This is a genomic window from Paralcaligenes ginsengisoli (assembly GCF_054781135.1).
In genome coordinates, this window is record NZ_BAAGUZ010000027.1 from 52090 (window position 1) to 70062 (window position 17973).

Below are 17973 nucleotides of genomic sequence, written 5' to 3' on the forward strand. Positions count from 1 at the left end.
TTCACTATTGTCTCACCAATACCATGAAGGAAGAGACAATGAACTGGTTTCATAAATTATTGCTGGGCATCGGCATCGCCTCCGCCGGAATAATGTCCACAGCCAGCGCCGCCACTTACCCGGACAAACCCATCAAGCTGCTGGTTCCATTTCCGGCCGGTGGCGGCACGGATATCGTGGCGCGCAAGCTGGCCCAGAAGCTGACCGCCGATCTCAAACAAACCGTTTATGTGGAAAACCGCGGCGGTGCCAGCGGCAATATTGGCGCCGCCGCGGTTGCGCACGCTCCGGCCGACGGCTATACGCTGATGATGACCGCCGCCCCATTTGCCATCGCCCCGGCCTTGTTCAAGGGCCTGTCTTTCCATCCGGTCAAGGACTTCACCGCCATCACCGAAATCGCCACCGTCCCCTTGCTGATTGTCACGCGCAACGATTCCCCACTCAACACAGTCGCAGACCTCCTCGCCGCGGCCAGGAAAAAAGGGACCGATATCACCTATGCCACATTCGGAGTCGGCTCCCCGCCTCATCTGGTCGGCGAAAAGATCCAGCAACTGGCCCGGATAAAAATGCGGCAGATACCCTATAAAGGGGGTCAGGCCGCCTTGTCCGAAATCCTGTCCGGGCAAATCAGCATTGGCATTCTGGATGTGGTCTCCATGGCTCCGCTGGTTAAAAGCGGCCGATTGAAGGCCCTGGCCATTACCGGCCCAATCCGTGCGCCGGAATTGCCGAATATTCCCACATTGAGCGAACAAGGCGTGCACTTCGACGCGGTCGGCTGGTACGGGCTGTTCGCACCGGCAGGCCTGCCGCCCGCCGTTACCCATACCCTCAATGCCGCCGTCAACAAAGTGCTGGCAACACCCGATATGCGCAAATTGATCGTCACAAGCGGCTCCATTCCCATCTCACCGCCGACCAGCGCGAGTCAATGGCAGGCCACCTTCAACAACGACGTCCAGGTGTGGGGGCAAATCGCCCATGACTCCGGCGCAACGGTCAACTGAGGATTCAGCCTTGAACATGAACCCAGATACTCCATTGAGCGCGTCGAAACCCTACCGCGTGCAAGTCACCAGAAATATCGTGTACGGCGCGGGCGACATCGGCCTCCATAACGGCCATGAAAGAACGCAGCGCGACCTGAAGCTGGACCTGTACCAGCCGGTGCTTGAAGCCCAGGCCCGAAGCCTGCCGGCGTTGATACTGGCCTTTGGCGGCGCCTTTCATCGCGGCAGCAAGGAAGACGACACTTATGGAGATATCCCGCATCGAAACAACTCCGTCGCCTGGTATTGCCACGAGTTTGCACGACGAGGCTATGTGGCTTGTTCGATCGATTACCGCCTGGTGCCGGAAGATCCCCTGCCCGGTGCCACCCCCGTGGTCGCCGACGCCGGCCGCATCCCGCGCTCGCGGGTCGACATGGTGCGTGAAATCATGGGGCTGCCCAAAGCCAGCGACGATCTGCTTTGGCGCGGCATTGAAGCCGCCAGCGACGACATGGCCGTGGCGGTGCGCTACGTCAAGGGTCGCGCCAAAGAGTGGGGCGTGGATCCAGACAGGCTGGCAATCGGCGGATTTTCCGCCGGCGCCCGAACCGCCCTCAATGTCGCACTGGGCGAACGCGAACCGGTTGCCGCCGTCGTCGCGCTGTCCGGATACATGGACCCGGAAGATATGGAACGGCACGCCGCCGTGGGTTCAAGCTTCCCGGCCTTGCTTTTCATCAGTGCGGAACATGATCTGGACTACGTCGCCAGCCACACTCCCGGAACCGTGAAGCGCCTGCGCGAGCTGGGCCTTCAATGCGAACATATTCATGTGCCCGAGGCCACTCATTTTTACCCGGCAAACGCACCGGCCACGCATGAGTTTCACGGCATGACAACGGTCGAAGAAGGAATGGCGACGTTTCTGGCGCGTACCTTGAAGGGCTAAGCCACACACATTCGCCATCCCGGGGAAACCCGGCCCGTTTTATACTGAAGCCACGCCCATTATGCGAGTGCCATCGTGCGTGAGCCACCCAACAGGGAAGATCCCAAACCAACGCCGCCGACACGGCCGGACAATGACGAATGCTGTCACAGCTCATGCGAGCCTTGCATCTTCGATCTCTACGAAGACGCGCTCGATCGGTACCGGGCTCAACTAAGCGCATGGATCGAGCGCCACCCGCAACAAAAGCCGCGGCCCTGACCCCCTGGCTTTATCATCATGGCCTAATAAGGTGATCGACACCGCCTCGCCCGAGCCAGGCGCCGGCCGCGGGCAGTCCTGGCGCAGCCAGGACCGGACGAGGCGAGCTCCACCCTGCCTGGGCCGCCACCCCCGCGCCTTAAGAACTCGAATAACGAACGGCCACCAGGGATGCTACACCGCACCGAGGCAGCCTCCACACACAGCCGACGGCCGTGGAAACACCCCGGATCTGCTCGATCAGTTCTTCTTCATGCCAACAGCATTGGCAATTTCACCCCATTTGCGGGTCTGATCGGCAATAAAGGCCTTGAATTCCGCAGGCTTCATCCCGCCTGGATCGGCACCCAGCGTGTCGAAGACCTGAACAAGCTTCGGATTTTTCAACGCTTCCACCGTATCTTTGTAGAGCGTATCGCGAATTTCGGCGGGAGTGCCGGCCGGAACCAGGAGCCCATACCAAGTCTGGAAGTTATAGCCCGGCACACCCGACGCGGCAATCGTAGGCAGCTTCGGAAAAAACTTGGACGGCTTGTCGGTGCTGACGGCAATACCCTTGACCGTACCCGCCTTGATTTGCGCCCCCGCCGAACCGCTGGTTTCGATAGCCATTTGTATCTGGCCCGAAATCAGGTCCGCCATCATCGGGGCGCCACCCTTGTAGGGGACATGAACCAGATCCGTCTTGGTCATCGACTTGAACATTTCACCGGCCATATCTTCCGTGCTGCCGATGCCCGCCGATCCGAAATTGACCAGGCCAGGATTCTTCTTGGCGTAATCGACCAATTCCTGCACCGAGTTGACCGGCAACTTCTTGTTCACGATCAGGATATTGGGCACCGAAGCCACTACAGTGACCGGATCGAAATCCTTTTCGAAGTTATAAGGCAAATGCTGATAAATGGCGGGAGCAATCGTGTGGGCGATGGTCGCGAGGAAAAGCGTGTAGCCATCCGGATGGGCGCGCGCGGCATAACCCGCCCCCAAAGTTCCGCCCGCTCCGGCGCGGTTATCCACAATCACCGACTGGCCCAGCTTTTCGCTCAGCAACTGAGCCAGAGGGCGCGCCACCATATCGGTAGTCCCGCCCGGAGTAAAGGGCACCACCAGGGTAATGGGACGGTCCGGCCACTTGGCGGCATAGGCTGTCGCGCAGAACGTACCGGCCACCAGAGCCAGGGCTCCGGTCTTCATCAAAGAAGCTAATTTCATTGTCTCGATTCCTTTTCGTGTCAAAGTGATTTTTAAAATGACGCCGACTCAAGGAGCCTCTCAGACGACGCAGAAAGCGCCATGGCCTCGACAACAAGCCATAGCGCCTGCCCATTTTTACATGCAGCTTTTGCAGTTGCTTAATCCGATCCCAAGCGAAGACGGCTGGGCAGCCTTTTTTCGATTGAGTTTTTCAGCAAGGCAGCGCACCTGAATACCCCGTGCGAGAACTTGCTGTAGGGCATGGTCAGGAAAAATGCCATGACAGACCCTAAATGTACCGCCAACAGCAGCGCCATGGCGGATGTATCGCGCAAGGCCAGCAACAGCAAGCCCGTCAGGCTGACCAGAAGCAGCAACACGATAAAACCCCGATCCATGGGTTTTTGAGCGGCATCGCCCTGCTGGGGATGCCGGTGCATATTCAGGTACAGCAGGCCCGCCGGCCCGATCAACAGGCCAATGCCGCCCAAGGTTCCCAATACGACAGGCAAACTCAGGTAAGGATATGGCGCAGGCCAATCCAGGAAAAAATGGTACAGGGTTGCGACACAGGTTGCCGCGAAACAAAGCAGGAAGCCATAAAAAGTCAGGTGGTGAAAACGCCGCCGCGCCAGCGAATACCGATCGTCCTCATTATTGCAGCCCTCGCCGTGACCACCGTCCAGATACTTCAGGCTCAGCGCATCGCCGGCCGCCTCGGCAAATGCCGACCCTTTGCCCATTTGCAAGGCTTCGGCCGGCGACACGTCGCGCCAGAACCGCCGCACGCCTATGCCCAGCGACACCAGGGCACAGACAAAAACCACGCCGAACATCGCGGCCAGCAGATTATGCGGGAAAATCGCATAAAAATTGCCCGCCATGGGCTCGTGCAGCAAAGTCCCGGTCATGGCCAGGGCCAGCACCAGGAACAAGGCCAGGCCCGCTGCCACCGCTATCGCCAGGGTGGCGCCAGCGCTCTTGTATAGCACCCCTACCGCACGCGGCCACGCGTATTCGGTATAGGTATCGAGCCGGACCCTGGCCATGGCTTGCGGCACATTCACCCCGAATTCGTGCGGCGGCGCGTATTGACAGGCATGCAGGCATGCGCCACAGTTATGGCACAGATTGGCCAGGTAATTCACATCGGCCTTGGTGAAATCCAGGCGCCGGGTCATGGCCGGAAAGACCGCGCAAAACCCTTCGCAGTAGCGGCAGGCATTGCATATCTGCATCACGCGGGAAACCTCTTCCTCGTTGCGAGTCAGCTGTATGGGCTGCCAGGTCTGCGCCTCGCTGGTCAGGCTCTGTAAAGTTTGCATGTTCGGTTCCGATTAAACGTGAGCGGCGGTGTGCTGCGCGGCAGAGGCGGCCTGAGTGCCCGCGATGCGGCCAAATGCCATGCCGATCGACATGCCGACACCGGCGGTATAGCCCTTGCCCAGCACATTGCCGGCCATGATCTCGCCGGCCGCAAACAGATTGGCGCTGGGCTTGCCGCCAAAATGCACCCGGGCCCGGTCGTCCACCTTGACGCCCAGATAGGTAAACGTGATACCCGGCCGCAATGCATAGGCGTAATAAGGGGGGGTGTCCAACGGGCGGGCCCAATGCGTTTTTACGGGCGCAATGCCTTCGGTATGGCAGTCGTCCAGCACTTCATGATCGAAAGTGCCGAGGCGGCAGGCTGCGTTATAGGATTGCACCGTCTCCAGGAATTTTTGCTCCGGCAGGCCCAACTGACGAACCAGATCAGGCAAGGTGTTGGCAACAATGCCGGGAAATACCGGCGGCATGAATCGACCTATGGCCTTGGCGTCGATAATCGAATAGGCAATCTGGCCGGGCTGGTGCGCCACCAGGCGCCCCCAGATGGCATAGCGCTTGGGCCAGAAATCTTCGCCTTCATCATAGAAACGCTCGGCCTTGCCGTTCACGACGATACCCAGGGATACACAATCGATCCGGGTACAGATGCCGCCGTCGTACAGGGGCGCCCGGGCATCTATCGCCACCGAATGGGATTGTGTGGGATCGCCTATGGAGTCGGCCCCGGACTGGAGCAAATCCTTGAGAACGACCCCCATGTTGAAGCGGGTGCCGCGTATCAGGAAGTTGTCGGCTACCCACTCGCCATTAACCTGGCCCCACGCTTCACGCAGCCACTCCCGGTTCGATTCGAATCCGCCGCAAGCCACGACACAAGCTCTGGCCTCGATCCGTTCGTCGCCGATACGGGCGGCCACAAAGCGATCGCCATCCAGTTCAAGGGAATCGACCGGTGCGTCATAGCGAATCTGTATGCCCAGGTTTTCCGCGCTGCGGAAATACGCATTGATCAGGGCCTTGCCCCCGCCCATGAAAAAGGCATTGGTGCGGGCCACATGCAAGGTCCCGGACAAGGATGGCTGGAACCGCACGCCATGCTTGCGCATCCAGTCCCGGCAGTTCGATGAAGCGCGTATCACCAGGCGAGCCAGATGTTCGTCGGTCTGGCCTCCTGTTACCTTGAGCAGATCCTGCCAGTATTCTTCTTCGGGATAGGCCTCGACCAGGACGTCTTGCGGCGCATCGTGCATGCAGCGCAAATTTCGAGTGTGCTGGGAATTGCCGCCGCGCCACTCGCGCGGCGCCGACTCAAGCAGCAGCACGCTGGCCCCGGCTTCGCGCGCCATCAGCGCGGCACAAAGAGCGGCATTGCCTCCGCCTATTACCAATACATCGACCATCATTCGACTCCCGGATACCAACCGATAACTCTATCCGACAATCCCATCGGCCACTAGACAGCTAAGACTGATGGGGCCTTCACGATTTGTGAAGAGTTGCTCCCATCCAGCACCCCTCGGCAACCAGGGATTTGACCGTGCTCAGCAAGACGACGCGCGCGGCCAGTGCGGCCGGCGACAGCTCGTCCTCGCTCAGACTGGCCAGAATATTCTGGCGCCCCACTTGCAGATCGGAGATTTCCACCAGGCGCATGGCATCGCCGCTTAAGCGCGCGATAGCCGCGCCCGGCTGTATGGTGGCCCCGTACCCGGCGCGCACCGCATCCATCAGCATGGCCAGGGAGTCGATTTCCATCACAATATTAGGGGCAACCTTGTTCCGGGCAAACGCCGCATTCAGCGTGGATCGCAAGCCGTGCGAGCCCGTCGGCAAAATCAGGGGCAAAGCGCCCACCTGGTCGAGACGAATGCGTTTGGTTCTGGGCATCTTGGGCAGAGCCGGCGAAAAAATCACAAACAGGCGCTCACTCAGCAATGGCGTGGTACTCCAGCGCTGCGCCATCTCGGTCTGAAATACCACAGCCAGATCCAGCTGGCGGGTATTGAGCATGGCGGACAAATGGCCCGACAAGGTTTCCACCATATGCAGGCGCACATCGGGATAGCGTTCGCGCATGGCCTGCATGAATGGCAGTCCCAGTATCGACGCCGTGGTGGGCGCCATTCCCACGCTCACATGCCCCGACAATCGCGCCTGCTGGGCGGCCTGGCTGGCATGCTCGACATGCCGCAGGGCCAGTTGCGCCTGCCTGAAAAAAGCCAGCCCGGCATCGGTGGGGATCACGCCGCTCGAAGTGCGCTGCAACAAGCGCGTGGCCAGCTCGCCTTCCAGGCGGCTGATTTGCTGGCTCAGCGCGGAGGTCACGACCCCCAGCTCGAGCGCGGCGCGGCCCAGGCTGCCCGCCTCGACCGCACACACAAAGTAACGCAACTGGCGCAATTCCATTTCAAATCCTCTGAAGCAGGGACAGTGTAGCCAGTTTCATGGCCCTGGCCCAGAGCCTGGCAATGGCCAGAACACGGCCGACCGCTTGCCAACCGGCCTGGAGCCGGCGTAGGATGACTTGCATGGTGGCATTGCTTGATCGTTGGAAGCAATAAAAGGTAGGCCCGAATTTATTCCCATGAATTTAGCCCAGGAGCCAGAACCATGAGTCAATTTTCCCTGCATCCGGCCATTGATCACGGCATCAAGCCAGCCGACCCGTCTTTTGCCGGCGGTACGCTGCAATGCCTCTGTCCCGACAACAAGGTGGAAGTTCGGGTTTCCTCGCAAACGGCACACAACCATTTGTGCGGCTGCTCCAAATGCTGGAAGCCCGAAGGCGCATTATTCTCGCAAGTGGCGGTCGTCTCGCGCGATAAGGTCACAGTCACTGCTCATCCCGAAAAGCTTGCCGTGGTCGACTCCGGCGCCACTATCAAGCGCTATGCCTGCAAGGGCTGTGGAGCCTATATGTACGGGCGCATCGATAACGAAAACCACCCTTTTTTCGGGCTGGATTTCGTTCATACTGAACTATCCCCCGACGGCGGCTGGTCGCCGCCCGAATTTGCCGCGTTTGTATCGTCCATTATTGAAAGCGGTACCGATCCTGGCAACATGGCATCCATCCGCCGAAGCCTCAGGGAAAAAGGGCTGGAACCCTACGATTGTCTGTCGCCGGCACTCATGGATGCCATTGCCACGCACGTGGCCAAGGCCTCGGGGGTGCTGCATTAGGCTTGGGGTATTGGGCTGTGTGGGCGGTGGTGGTATTTCTATAAAGACGCCGCAGGGTGGGCGGTGCTGTGTAGTCCGGCACGTCCAGCGGTCGGCTAGCTGCGCTAGCCGACTACCCGGGTCTGCCTCGTCCAGGCGGGCGTCGGGCGAACTCGCCCGGCCTCGCGAGGCCGGGCTCAGACAGCGCCCGCCGAAAGCCCCCGCCTTCCCTTCGTCAGCACCCGGCGCTGGACTACCGCCGGACTACACAGCACCGCCCACCCTGCGGCTTGCGTTGAGGCAATACATCGAGGTATACGCTGGGGCCAGCACGTTCATTCCAGGCATGCCATTACGCGAGCCGTCTATCGGGGCTTGGGGTCAGGACCGGCGTAAGGCGTGCGCCGGATGCTACCGTAGGGAAGGCGGGGGCTTTCGGCGGGCCATGTTTGAGCGCAGCCGCGCCAGCGGCGTAGCGAGTTTGGCCCGACGCCCGCCTGGACGAGGTAGATCCGGATCCAGCACGCCGTGCCGGGCCTGACCCCAAGCCCCGATAGACGGCGTCTTTATATACCAAACCGTAAATACCAAAGCGACCAAAACATCGAATGCCATAAACAACTCAACCCAAAAATACCCTAATGTCCCGCCACATGGAGGCATGCCGCCTCGGGCGGAATAATGCCCCAATTGATCACAATCAAGGGACTTTTTGCCGACGACCAGCGCTGCTCCACCACACCCTTGAATCTTGCCTGATCGTACAGTTTCCGTATACCCGGATTGGGCGCATTGCTATCGGTGGTGGTGCTGTAGGCAACCAGCATGCCGCATGTCATGACATCGACAGATTTCAACCAGGGCGATTCCTGCTTGCTGCCGTCGATGAACACATTGGCGCTGGGCTTGATGTGCACGGCAATATTACCGCCCAACCAGGTGTCGCTTGCCACCAGCGTCAGGGGGACACCGGGTACATGCTGACGCCAGACATCCTGCATTTCCCGGGATATGGCCAGGCCTGGAAACGTTGAATCGGTTTTGCGGCCCGTGTAGTAGGCCAAAGGCCCCCGTCCAACCGCATAGCCCACGGCCATCAGGACCTGAATGGCAATAACCGTAATGGCCGCGCGCCGCAAAACGGTATTTTCATTACCACGCAACCACCAGAATGCATAAAACCCGAACAACACAAAAAAGGTACTGGCCCAGGAACTTCCCAACCTGGTGCCAAGAATGCCTGATACCAGCACAGTCAGCACAACAGGGCTCAGGCCCACTATCAATAAAAATGAACGATCCCAGGCGCTCAGGGCAACCGCGTACCGCTGCACACTTGAAGAGTCCGGCTCTTGCGCCGCAGCCGCATTGCGGCTGTGGCGATCCCAGAAAAACAGGACCAGCCACGCCACCAGCATGGGGCTTAGCCGGCCCAGCTGAGTGGTGCTGAAACCCCAGATATCGCCAAGCACGCTGAACGGAACCTGCCCAGGCTCTATGGATTCATTGGCGTAGTACAGCGGCTCGAACGAATGCTGGAAAAGCCAATAGACATGCGGTGAAATAACGATCAGAAACGTCAGCAGCGCCAGCAATACGCCTTTTCTGGCAGCCGCCTGCAGATAGTGCTTCTGCCAGACCACAAATACAAAAAATGCCGCGAACTGGATCAGCGCGCTGTATTTGGTGATGAACGCCATGCCGCAAGCCGCCCCCAGCCAAAGCCAGTCGGACATCTTCTGATAGCGCAGCGCCCGATAAAACAGCCATGTCGAGGCAACAATCGACCACAACTGCACCGAGTTGTGGTTGTACATGGTGGCCCTGACCGAGAAATACGAGGTAATCGACACCAGCAGCATGGCGATGAAAGCCCGCCTGGGCGTGGTGAATTCGCAGCCCAGCAACCAGACAAACCACAGGGCTATGGCCGAAAACAGCTGCCCGGCCAGAAACGTCAGCCAAATGGGCTTGCCAAACAGCGACGTCAAGCCGTACATGAACCACGCCGGTACAGGTGGATGTTTGTAATATCCCCATTCGAAGCTCGACGCCCAGACGAGCTCTTCCATATTGTCCAGGTCGGGCGACTTGTGGCTGATGCCGCATAACAGCGACCACAAAGCCACCATGCCCAACAAAAACAATAGGACGTAAAACCGTGCAGAGAAGCTTTTCTTGGTAGACGCAATCATGATGCGCCATAGTACCAAGCCGCGACGGGCCATGGAAATCCGGTGCGGCTAGTCCAGGAGGATCCAGCCGTGCCAGGGGGGGATTGGCCTATAAATCCACTTTAAGCCTGCCTTGCTTGATCAAAGCCGAAACTTTTTTCATTTCGGCACGCAAGGTATCTTCCAACTGCCGAGCCGAGCCGCCCGTGGTGATGAATCCCTGCACCGTCAGGTTTTTACTGACAACATCTTTCTTCAGGGCTTCGTTGACGCCTTTGTTCAAGGTTTCGACAACGGCCGGCGAGGTTCCAGCCGGAGCGTAGGTGGCATAACTGATTTCAGCGGTAAAGCCCGGATACCCGCTTTCAGCCACGGTGGGAAATTGGGGGAAATCCTTCAGCCGCTCAAGACTTGTAACCGCCAGCACTTTCAAGCGGCCACCCTTCAGATAAGGCTCCACGGCAGCGACCGTGGCAACGACAACTTGTATTTGCGCTCCCATCAAATCCGTCATCATGGGGCCCGTTCCCCGATAAGGCACATGCATCATGCTTATACCGGTTTCGACTTGCAGCAGCTCAGTCGCTATATGCTGCGGAGTGGCGTTGCCGGGCGTTCCATACGACAACTGATTTGGGGTTTTTTTGGCCAAAGCAACGAGATCCTGCAGCGTCTCCACTTTCAACTCGGAATTTACCGCGATCATATAGAACGACCGCGCTATGGAACACACGGGCGTGAGCCGTTTCAACAGATCGTCGGCCGATAGCGCGTAATATTTGATGGACGGCACCAAGCCCGAAAACAATAGGGTATTTCCGTTCGGAGCGGCTTTCGCCACGTAATCGGCGCCCAGCATCCCGCTCGCGCCCGCCTTGTTTTCAACAATCACGGCCCGGCCAAGAGTCTTGTCGAGCTCCGAGGCGATCACGCGGCCCAGCACATCCGTTCCCCCGCCGGGCGGGAATGGCACAACCACATTCAAGGCGGGGTTGCCTGCGAAACTGAGCTTCGAATAGGCGGACGCCGCGATCGCCAGGCCTCCTATTGTCTTCAATGCATTCCTGCGATTCATTCCTTATCTCCTTTTCCCAAATCCATATTGGCCAGATGCCGGTTATGATTTCTTGAACTACCTGCAACTAAAACGCAATCGTTCTTGACGGTGGCGTAGCGCATTGAGCTCCGTCCCAAGCGGGCCGCTGGCCAGCCTTGTCGAGAAAGGCGCGCAGACGCCGATTCACCTCATGAGGAGCTGTGATGCTCATCATGTGCCGTTCGCCGGGCAACACTTCCACCTCGCCCTCGGGCGCGATTTGCGCCATGCGTCGGGACATCGCCGGGCTGGAATTGGCGTCGAGTTCGCCGGTCATGAACAAGGCGGGGCATTGCAGGCGGGCCAGGCGTTCGGAATGCGCACGATCGGAAGCGGCGAACAATTTGTAGCTGCGGGCGTACCCGACTACGTCGGCCTGGCACAGGAGCTCGCGTATGGAATCGGCGCCGGCCCGCAAGACGCTGTTTGCCGGCTGGCCGAACCAGCGCTCCAGGGTCGCTTCGCAATTTCCGGTGGGGCCGGTGTTTTCTATGTGCTGCGCCCGCTGCATCACGGCCTCGCTTTGCTCCGCGCTGCGCTCATACACAGCGTTCATGGCTACCAGGCTCAAGACATGCCGCGGATAATCCAGGGCGAAATCCAGGGCGACAAGCGCCCCCATCGAATGGCCGATGATATGGGCGGCCCGGATTCCCAGATGCCGCAATAAATCCCGCAACTGGGAGGAATAGTCCGACAACGCCGGAGCTTCAGGAGGCAGCTCGCTACCGCCATGCCCCAACATGTCATACGCAATGACCTGATAACGATCCGACAACTCCGCTATTTGCGGAGCCCAGACGGCCTTCCTCATTCCTACCCCATGGATCAGCACCAAGGCAGGGCCGGTCCCGCATACACAATATGAGGTTCCATTGGCAACCCCGGTCGCCTCCGGCCTGGCCATCGCCTCAGGCCGCGACATTCGACCCGAGCTCCTCAAGATCCTTGTAACGGTCGCCGATGCGGTGATGAGGCCGGCCGCCGATCGATCCACCCAGCGCTACCAATATTTCGTCGTGAGCGGGCGCATCGTTGATGGAAAACTGTACCGTCAAATAGTGCGAGCGCATTCCTTCATCCAGCTTGTGCATCAAAGGTATCGAAATGGAAGCATTCGGACCCCCGCGTGTATTCGTGAAGCTCAAGTAGCTTTTGGCGCCTACCGCGGCCCTGAATTTATTTCCAAACCGCAGCGTATGTATCATGGCGGAAGCATGCTCTATCTCGCCGGAAGTCCCCACCACAGCCGCTTTCCCATACCCTTCTATCTTTTCGCCTCCGCCTGCGACGGCCAATATCTCTTTTGTCAGGATCTCGCCAAGTTGCGGTGCGATTTCATGAATAGCGGGTTTCAAGTCTTCGACAAAACCCTGCCCGTACCACGGATTCCTCAAAACGGCCGCCACGGCAAACAACTTCAATGGCATTGCCGCGGCTTTCCCGCCCTCTATGTACGTGGTTTCCGTATACGACACCACTTTCCTCAACTCCATTGCCATTTTCCTTCCTTTGAAAATTCCCATGCACTTCAATAAAACCCCAAACGTTCGATACGACCTTATGCCGATCTTTGATATTGGAATTTTATATTACGGTATACCATAATCTAATTTAATATATTTCGTCAACCCCATCGCCAGGGACAAACGCCGAGCGGAAAAATAATCAAGAAAGTTTTTATGGGCTGGACACTGTCAAACCCGCACCGTCGAAGGCCAACCAGCAGGGCTGGCATCGATGCGAGGGACGCCGCCACAGCGTATATCGCGCCACTGAAGGCGCACAGGACGGTTTCTCTTGGCGGCGACTACGTTTTTTATCGAGTCGCGGCCGCGCTTTCCAGGGCCTCGAGCTTTTCGATCGAGGCAAGGGCCACTTCACTGGCGCGTTCGACATGCGCCATGGAAGCCTCAAAGGCGGCTAGCCCGTCGTGGCGCGAGATCGCGTCCATGAGCTTGCGCATCTCTTTGTTGGACTCATCGCCACGGCGAGGTGATGATATCGTCCTGAACCGCAAACTATTGATGCGGGCATTCAGCGATTTGACGACTTCCAGCGTCACGTACTTTTCGCCGCCGACAAACATGGCCTCGTAAAAATGGCCGGTGTACTCCAGGACGCGATGAAAATCATTCTTGGCAAAAGCCTTTTCAATCACGGCCCGTATGTCCTTCAGCCGGGCTATCGTTGACTCATCTGCAATTTCGGCGCAAGCCTTGGCGGCATGAGCTTCCAGCAATGCCCGTATTTCGTAGATTTCCTTTACTTTAGCGGTATCCAGGATCGCAACAATAGGCCCCTGATGCGCAACGCTGGTGACTAATCCTTCTGCTTCCAGATGCCGGAGCACCTCCCTGACAACGGTTCGGCTGACACCCAACTGATCGCACAACGCCCGTTCCACAAGGCGGCTACCCGGTTTGAAATAACCCTGGAAAATGGCTTCCCTCAACTTGCCCAGCGTCAATTCCCTGAGAGTTGGAGCATTGCGATCTACTTTTAATAATTCATACATAGTCAATTGGCGCCCTCCCGAGCCTCTTCACAACCGGCACACTGCCGACAAAATTGTATTACGGAACACCGCTAGCTTACCCTCCCGGCACGCTTTTAGTGCCCGGGCGCACTGCCTCGGCGGCAAACGGCCTGCTCGTGGTGCGGCCTGCTGCCCCAGCGCCGGCCCGATGTCAGCCAGAAAGAACCTGGCATGGTAATTGCTTCAGTCCAGATATAGGCCAGGCATAGCCGCCAAATCTTGGCCGCTCATGCCGACCGGATGCAACCCCCCTGTTTTTTACAAGGACTGGATATGAAACCTGCCAATGAATCGCCCCTTATACCGACCCTATACACAGCCGACGATGCTACCGCTGTCGTCAGTACCCAGCGTCGGCTATGGCTGGGCAATGTCGCGAAAGCCGCCGCGGGTCTGGGGACTATGTCGCTGCTCGATCCCTTCATCAAATCCGCGGCCTGGGCGGGAGGCTCCGACGCGCCCGAGAAAAGCGAGGTCCGGATCGGTTTCATTCCCTTGACGGATTGCGCATCGGTCGTCATGGCTTCCGTCCTGGGATTTGACAGAAAGCATGGTGTCAAGATCATTCCAAGCAAAGAGGCCTCCTGGGCCGGCGTGCGCGAAAAACTGAGTAATGGCGACCTGGATATGGCCCATGTGCTGTACGGAATGATATACGGCATGCATCTGGGCCTTGCCGGACCCAAAAAGGAAATGGCGGTCCTGATGGGCCTGAACCAGAACGGCCAAGGCATCACCCTGTCAAGCCAATTGCACGAGGCCGGCGTCAGCGACGGCGAATCGCTGAAGAAAAAAATCACCGCCGACAAGCGTCAATACACCTTTGCACAAACTTTCCCCACCGGCACACATGCCATGTGGCTGTATTACTGGCTGGCCCACTACGGCATCAACCCGTTCAAGGATACGCGCGTCATCACCATCCCTCCACCGCAAATGGTAGCCAATATGCGTATCGGCAATATGGATGGCTTCTGCGTGGGCGAGCCCTGGAATGCACGCGCCATCGCCGACAAGACGGGTTTTACCGTTACTACCACGCAGGAAATCTGGCCCGACCATCCCGAGAAGGTATTGGGTACGCGCGCCGATTTCGTGCAACAGTATCCGAATACAGCGCGCGCCGTGACAGCGGCCATTCTCGAAGCAGGCAAGTGGATAGATAGTTCCGCCGAGAACATGCGCAAGACGGCGCAGACCATTGCAGCCAAAGCTTATGTCAACACCGATGCCGACATGATCGTGGGCCGCATGCTGGGCCAGTATGCCAACGGCCTGGGCAAATCGTGGACTGACCGGCACCCCATGCGTTTCTATGGCGACGGGGCGGCCACTTTTCCATATCTCAGCGACGGCATGTGGTTCCTGACGCAGCACAAACGCTGGGGCCTGATCAAAGAACACCCCAACTACCTGGCCGCAGCCCGGCAAATCAACCGCATCGACATCTATAAAAGCGCCGCCGCAGCGGCAGGAGCGGCGCTGCCCGCTTCGGAAATGCGTTCCAGCCGGCTGATGGACGGCACGGTGTGGGACGGCAGCAATCCGGCCGCCTATGCGGACGGCTTCAAGATCAACGTTTCAACGTAACGAGAGCATCATGAATACGACCGCGGCAACCTTGACTTCTTTTATGCGCAACGTCGCATGGCGCGATAAAGCCGGGCACATTCTGAGGGCAAGTGCGGGGCCGCTTGCGGGCATTGCCATGTTGCTCATCGTCTGGCAGATCATCGCGCTGAAAATCAGCGATATCCCCGGCCCGGCCAGCACTTTTCAAGCGGCCGTCGAACTTTTCGCGCATCCCTTCTACGACAAGGGACCCAACGACGTGGGCATAGGCTGGAATATTCTGGCCTCGCTGGGCCGCGTGGCCATAGGCTTTCTGCTGGCCGCCGCGGCCGGCATCCCCATCGGGTTCCTGATTGGCCGATTCCATTCGCTGGGCTCGATGTGCGCACCCATTATCAGCCTGCTGCGGCCGGTATCGCCCCTGGCCTGGCTGCCGCTGGGCCTGCTGTTGTTCAAGGCCGCCAATCCCGCCGCCATCTGGGCCATTTTCATCTGCTCCATCTGGCCCATGATCATCAACACCGCCGATGGCGTCAAGCGTATTCCCCAGGACTACATGAATGTGGCGCGCGTGCTGAACTTGTCTGAATGGAAAATATTCACACGCATTCTCCTGCCGTCGGTCCTGCCCAATGTGATAACCGGGGTGCGGCTCTCCATAGGCACGGCATGGCTGGTGATAGTGGCCGCCGAGATGCTTACGGGCGGCACGGGCATAGGCTTCTGGCTGTGGGATGAGTGGAACAACCTGAATGTCCGGCACATTCTGATTGCCATTTTGATTATCGGCATGGTGGGGCTGATCCTCGATCTGGCCTTGCTGGCGCTGGCCAGGCGTTATGACTACAGCGAGAGTTGACATCATGAAAAAATTTGTGAGCATTGAATATGTCGGACAAACCTTCGACACCAAAAATGGCCCTTTTGTCGCGCTGCACGACATCAACCTGTCCATACAGAAAGGGGAGTTTGTTTCCCTGATCGGGCACTCGGGCTGCGGCAAATCCACGCTGCTGAATTTGATTGCCGGCATCACGCAGCCCACCGACGGCGTCCTGCTGTGCGCCGACAAAGAGATCAAGGGTCCAGGGCCCGATCGTGCCGTCGTCTTTCAAAATCATTCACTGCTGCCCTGGCTCAGCTGTTTTCAGAACGTCTACCTGGCGGTCGAACGGGTTTTTTCCGCCACGGAAAACGTGCGGCAACTCAAAGCACGCACTTCTTCGGCGCTGAATCTGGTGGGCTTGCGGCACGCCGAACACAAATATCCCCGGGAAATTTCCGGCGGCATGAAGCAGCGCGTAGGTATTGCCAGGGCCCTGTCCATCGAACCCAAGGTACTGCTGATGGACGAACCCTTCGGCGCCCTGGACTCGCTGACCCGGGCCCATTTGCAGGATGCGCTCTTGCGCATTGTGGCAAGCACCGGGACCACGACCATCATGGTGACGCACGACGTCGACGAGGCCGTGCTGCTCTCGGACCGCATCGTCATGCTGAGCAACGGCCCCGCCGCCACGATAGGCGAGATTCTGGACGTTGGGCTTGACCGGCCGCGCAGCCGCATCGCCCTGGCCGGCAATCCGGCTTACCTCGCCTGCCGTGCGGCCGTGGTGAACTTCCTGCACCTGCGCCACAGCAATCCCGACACGGCGGCAGTGGCGGCAATTTGAAGCACGATGCGGCAATGCGTGGACATTGCCGCATCGACCCGCTGATGGGCAGAAAAGGCGACTCAAAAAATAGGCAAGGTTTATGATAAGAACCGTGCCTGATGTCATACTTTCTTCAGGACAAACCACGTCACCGGAAGAAACCGCCATGAGCAACCGCATTGCCTTATACGCCAACAGTCAGTTTTCCAGCCCCTATGTATTATCGGTTTATGCCACTCTCGTCGAGAAAGGTCTTTCTTTCGATCTTAAAACCATCGACCTCAACAGCGGCCAGCAATTTTCAAAAGATTATGCGCGGCTTTCCTTGACCTCGCGGGTTCCAACCCTGGTGGATGGCGATTTTTCCTTGTCCGAATCTTCGGCCATTATCGAATACCTGGAAGAGGCCTATTCTCACCCCGACCATATTTCGGTTTTCCCCGAAGACAGGAAATCAAGAGCCAAGGCCCGCCAAATCCAGGCCTGGCTGCGCAGCGACCTGGCTGCCTTGCGCGACGAGCGCCCCACTACTGTCTTTTATGCGGCGAAAAACCCCAGGCCCCTGTCGGCTCAGGCCGGACAGGAGGTAAAAAAACTGCTGGATATCGCCGATATGCTTATCGACGAGGAAGGCAATCATCTTTTTGGGCATTGGTCGATTGCCGATGTGGACTTCGCCGTCATGTTGAATCGCCTGCTTGCCAACGGCGATCCTGTACCTGAAAAAATCAGGAAGTATGTAAAACGGCAATGGAGCCGCCCTTGTGTCCACGACTGGTGGAAGCGCGCTTCGCAAATCGGCTAGAGTGTTTTTGGTTCGAGTGTTTACGGGATTTGATGCTTTGGTAGCTTTGGTATTTAAAGACGCCGTCTATCGGGGCTTGGGGTCAGGACCGGCACGGCGTGCTTCATCCGGATTTAGCTCGGCAAGGCGGGCGTCGGGCGAACTCGCGCCGCCCCGCGCGACGCGGGTCGGCACTCAGACAGCGCCCGACGACTTCCCCCGCCTTGCCGAGCTAAATCCGGCGCACGCCTTAC

17 protein-coding genes are annotated in these 17973 nt (G+C 58.4%); 8 read left to right on the top strand and 9 right to left on the bottom strand.

Going from position 1 to position 17973, the window contains the following annotated elements:
- Positions 1-38 precede the first annotated feature (38 nt).
- The 3 genes from ACYVIS_RS13095 (at position 39) to ACYVIS_RS13105 (ending at position 2208) form a co-directional block, all read left to right on the top strand.
- On the top strand, positions 39-1013 hold the full coding sequence (locus tag ACYVIS_RS13095; RefSeq protein ID WP_460874152.1) for a tripartite tricarboxylate transporter substrate binding protein: 975 nt from the start codon (positions 39-41) through the stop codon (positions 1011-1013).
- A 16-nt stretch (positions 1014-1029) separates the two neighbouring features.
- On the top strand, positions 1030-1947 hold the full coding sequence (locus tag ACYVIS_RS13100) for an alpha/beta hydrolase (protein WP_460874153.1): 918 nt from the start codon (positions 1030-1032) through the stop codon (positions 1945-1947).
- A gap of 75 nt (positions 1948-2022) precedes the next feature.
- Complete coding sequence (locus tag ACYVIS_RS13105) at positions 2023-2208, top strand: oxidoreductase-like domain-containing protein (RefSeq protein WP_370635887.1); 186 nt, start codon at positions 2023-2025, stop codon at positions 2206-2208.
- Between the two features lie 240 nt (positions 2209-2448).
- Here the strand turns inward: ACYVIS_RS13105 and ACYVIS_RS13110 are convergent, their stop codons facing one another.
- From ACYVIS_RS13110 to ACYVIS_RS13125, 4 genes are all read right to left on the bottom strand, one after another.
- Positions 2449-3423, bottom strand: coding sequence for a Bug family tripartite tricarboxylate transporter substrate binding protein (locus tag ACYVIS_RS13110; RefSeq protein WP_460874155.1), 975 nt, complete (start codon positions 3421-3423; stop codon positions 2449-2451).
- A gap of 140 nt (positions 3424-3563) precedes the next feature.
- A complete protein-coding gene (tcuB, locus tag ACYVIS_RS13115; protein WP_460874156.1) occupies positions 3564-4730 on the bottom strand; it encodes a tricarballylate utilization 4Fe-4S protein TcuB in 1167 nt (388 codons plus the stop codon).
- Positions 4731-4742: 12 nt separating this feature from the next.
- Positions 4743-6137 (bottom strand): FAD-dependent tricarballylate dehydrogenase TcuA, encoded by a 1395-nt coding sequence (tcuA, locus tag ACYVIS_RS13120; protein WP_232744722.1) that lies wholly within the window; start codon positions 6135-6137, stop codon positions 4743-4745.
- Positions 6138-6216: 79 nt separating this feature from the next.
- Positions 6217-7143: a LysR family transcriptional regulator gene (locus ACYVIS_RS13125; protein WP_460874157.1), complete on the bottom strand. Its 927-nt coding sequence runs from the start codon at positions 7141-7143 to the stop codon at positions 6217-6219.
- Positions 7144-7347: 204 nt separating this feature from the next.
- On the opposite strand from ACYVIS_RS13125, the gene gfa reads away from it, so the two are divergent.
- Positions 7348-7920 (top strand): S-(hydroxymethyl)glutathione synthase, encoded by a 573-nt coding sequence (gene gfa / locus ACYVIS_RS13130; RefSeq protein WP_460874158.1) that lies wholly within the window; start codon positions 7348-7350, stop codon positions 7918-7920.
- Positions 7921-8537: 617 nt separating this feature from the next.
- On the opposite strand, the gene ACYVIS_RS13135 is transcribed toward gfa, so the two are convergent.
- The 5 genes from ACYVIS_RS13135 to ACYVIS_RS13155 form a co-directional block, all read right to left on the bottom strand.
- Positions 8538-10094 carry a glycosyltransferase family 39 protein gene (locus tag ACYVIS_RS13135; protein WP_460874159.1) on the bottom strand — a complete coding sequence of 519 codons (1557 nt, stop codon included), beginning with the start codon at positions 10092-10094 and terminating at the stop codon, positions 8538-8540.
- Between the two features lie 88 nt (positions 10095-10182).
- Positions 10183-11148, bottom strand: a complete 966-nt coding sequence (locus tag ACYVIS_RS13140; protein ID WP_232741836.1) for a Bug family tripartite tricarboxylate transporter substrate binding protein — start codon at positions 11146-11148, stop codon at positions 10183-10185.
- A gap of 67 nt (positions 11149-11215) precedes the next feature.
- On the bottom strand, positions 11216-12094 hold the full coding sequence (locus tag ACYVIS_RS13145) for an alpha/beta fold hydrolase (protein ID WP_232741837.1): 879 nt from the start codon (positions 12092-12094) through the stop codon (positions 11216-11218).
- Positions 12081-12671 (bottom strand): amino acid synthesis family protein, encoded by a 591-nt coding sequence (locus tag ACYVIS_RS13150; RefSeq protein WP_232741838.1) that lies wholly within the window; start codon positions 12669-12671, stop codon positions 12081-12083. Before ACYVIS_RS13150 ends, ACYVIS_RS13145 begins: the two co-directional genes overlap by 14 nt.
- 317 nt (positions 12672-12988) lie before the next feature.
- Positions 12989-13687 carry a GntR family transcriptional regulator gene (locus tag ACYVIS_RS13155; protein ID WP_232741839.1) on the bottom strand — a complete coding sequence of 233 codons (699 nt, stop codon included), beginning with the start codon at positions 13685-13687 and terminating at the stop codon, positions 12989-12991.
- A 294-nt stretch (positions 13688-13981) separates the two neighbouring features.
- Between ACYVIS_RS13155 and ACYVIS_RS13160 the strand changes: the two genes are divergently transcribed.
- From ACYVIS_RS13160 to yfcF, 4 genes are all read left to right on the top strand, one after another.
- The gene (locus ACYVIS_RS13160; protein WP_460874161.1) at positions 13982-15298 is read left to right on the top strand and encodes a CmpA/NrtA family ABC transporter substrate-binding protein; all 1317 of its coding nucleotides are present in this window, start codon (positions 13982-13984) and stop codon (positions 15296-15298) included.
- Between the two features lie 10 nt (positions 15299-15308).
- Positions 15309-16139 carry a nitrate ABC transporter permease gene (gene ntrB, locus ACYVIS_RS13165; RefSeq protein ID WP_460874162.1) on the top strand — a complete coding sequence of 277 codons (831 nt, stop codon included), beginning with the start codon at positions 15309-15311 and terminating at the stop codon, positions 16137-16139.
- 4 nt (positions 16140-16143) lie between these two features.
- Entirely contained in the window at positions 16144-16953 is an 810-nt protein-coding gene (locus ACYVIS_RS13170) for an ABC transporter ATP-binding protein (RefSeq protein WP_460874163.1), read from the top strand.
- A 148-nt stretch (positions 16954-17101) separates the two neighbouring features.
- Positions 17102-17740: a glutathione transferase gene (gene yfcF, locus ACYVIS_RS13175; RefSeq protein ID WP_232741842.1), complete on the top strand. Its 639-nt coding sequence runs from the start codon at positions 17102-17104 to the stop codon at positions 17738-17740.
- Positions 17741-17973: the final 233 nt, after the last annotated feature.

Excerpts from the sequence above, each read along its gene's own strand:
- ACYVIS_RS13095 (WP_460874152.1), top strand. The coding sequence starts at position 39 with ATGAACTGGTTTCATAAATTATTGCTGGGCATCGGCATCGCCTCCGCC.
- ACYVIS_RS13100 (WP_460874153.1), top strand. The coding sequence starts at position 1,030 with ATGAACCCAGATACTCCATTGAGCGCGTCGAAACCCTACCGCGTGCAA.
- ACYVIS_RS13110 (WP_460874155.1), bottom strand. The coding sequence starts at position 3,423 with ATGAAATTAGCTTCTTTGATGAAGACCGGAGCCCTGGCTCTGGTGGCC.
- tcuB (WP_460874156.1), bottom strand. The coding sequence starts at position 4,730 with ATGCAAACTTTACAGAGCCTGACCAGCGAGGCGCAGACCTGGCAGCCC.
- tcuA (WP_232744722.1), bottom strand. The coding sequence starts at position 6,137 with ATGGTCGATGTATTGGTAATAGGCGGAGGCAATGCCGCTCTTTGTGCC.
- ACYVIS_RS13125 (WP_460874157.1), bottom strand. The coding sequence starts at position 7,143 with ATGGAATTGCGCCAGTTGCGTTACTTTGTGTGTGCGGTCGAGGCGGGC.
- gfa (WP_460874158.1), top strand. The coding sequence starts at position 7,348 with ATGAGTCAATTTTCCCTGCATCCGGCCATTGATCACGGCATCAAGCCA.
- ACYVIS_RS13135 (WP_460874159.1), bottom strand. The coding sequence starts at position 10,094 with ATGATTGCGTCTACCAAGAAAAGCTTCTCTGCACGGTTTTACGTCCTA.
- ACYVIS_RS13140 (WP_232741836.1), bottom strand. The coding sequence starts at position 11,148 with ATGAATCGCAGGAATGCATTGAAGACAATAGGAGGCCTGGCGATCGCG.
- ACYVIS_RS13145 (WP_232741837.1), bottom strand. The coding sequence starts at position 12,094 with ATGTCGCGGCCTGAGGCGATGGCCAGGCCGGAGGCGACCGGGGTTGCC.
- ACYVIS_RS13150 (WP_232741838.1), bottom strand. The coding sequence starts at position 12,671 with ATGGCAATGGAGTTGAGGAAAGTGGTGTCGTATACGGAAACCACGTAC.
- ACYVIS_RS13155 (WP_232741839.1), bottom strand. The coding sequence starts at position 13,687 with ATGTATGAATTATTAAAAGTAGATCGCAATGCTCCAACTCTCAGGGAA.
- ACYVIS_RS13160 (WP_460874161.1), top strand. The coding sequence starts at position 13,982 with ATGAAACCTGCCAATGAATCGCCCCTTATACCGACCCTATACACAGCC.
- ntrB (WP_460874162.1), top strand. The coding sequence starts at position 15,309 with ATGAATACGACCGCGGCAACCTTGACTTCTTTTATGCGCAACGTCGCA.
- ACYVIS_RS13170 (WP_460874163.1), top strand. The coding sequence starts at position 16,144 with ATGAAAAAATTTGTGAGCATTGAATATGTCGGACAAACCTTCGACACC.
- yfcF (WP_232741842.1), top strand. The coding sequence starts at position 17,102 with ATGAGCAACCGCATTGCCTTATACGCCAACAGTCAGTTTTCCAGCCCC.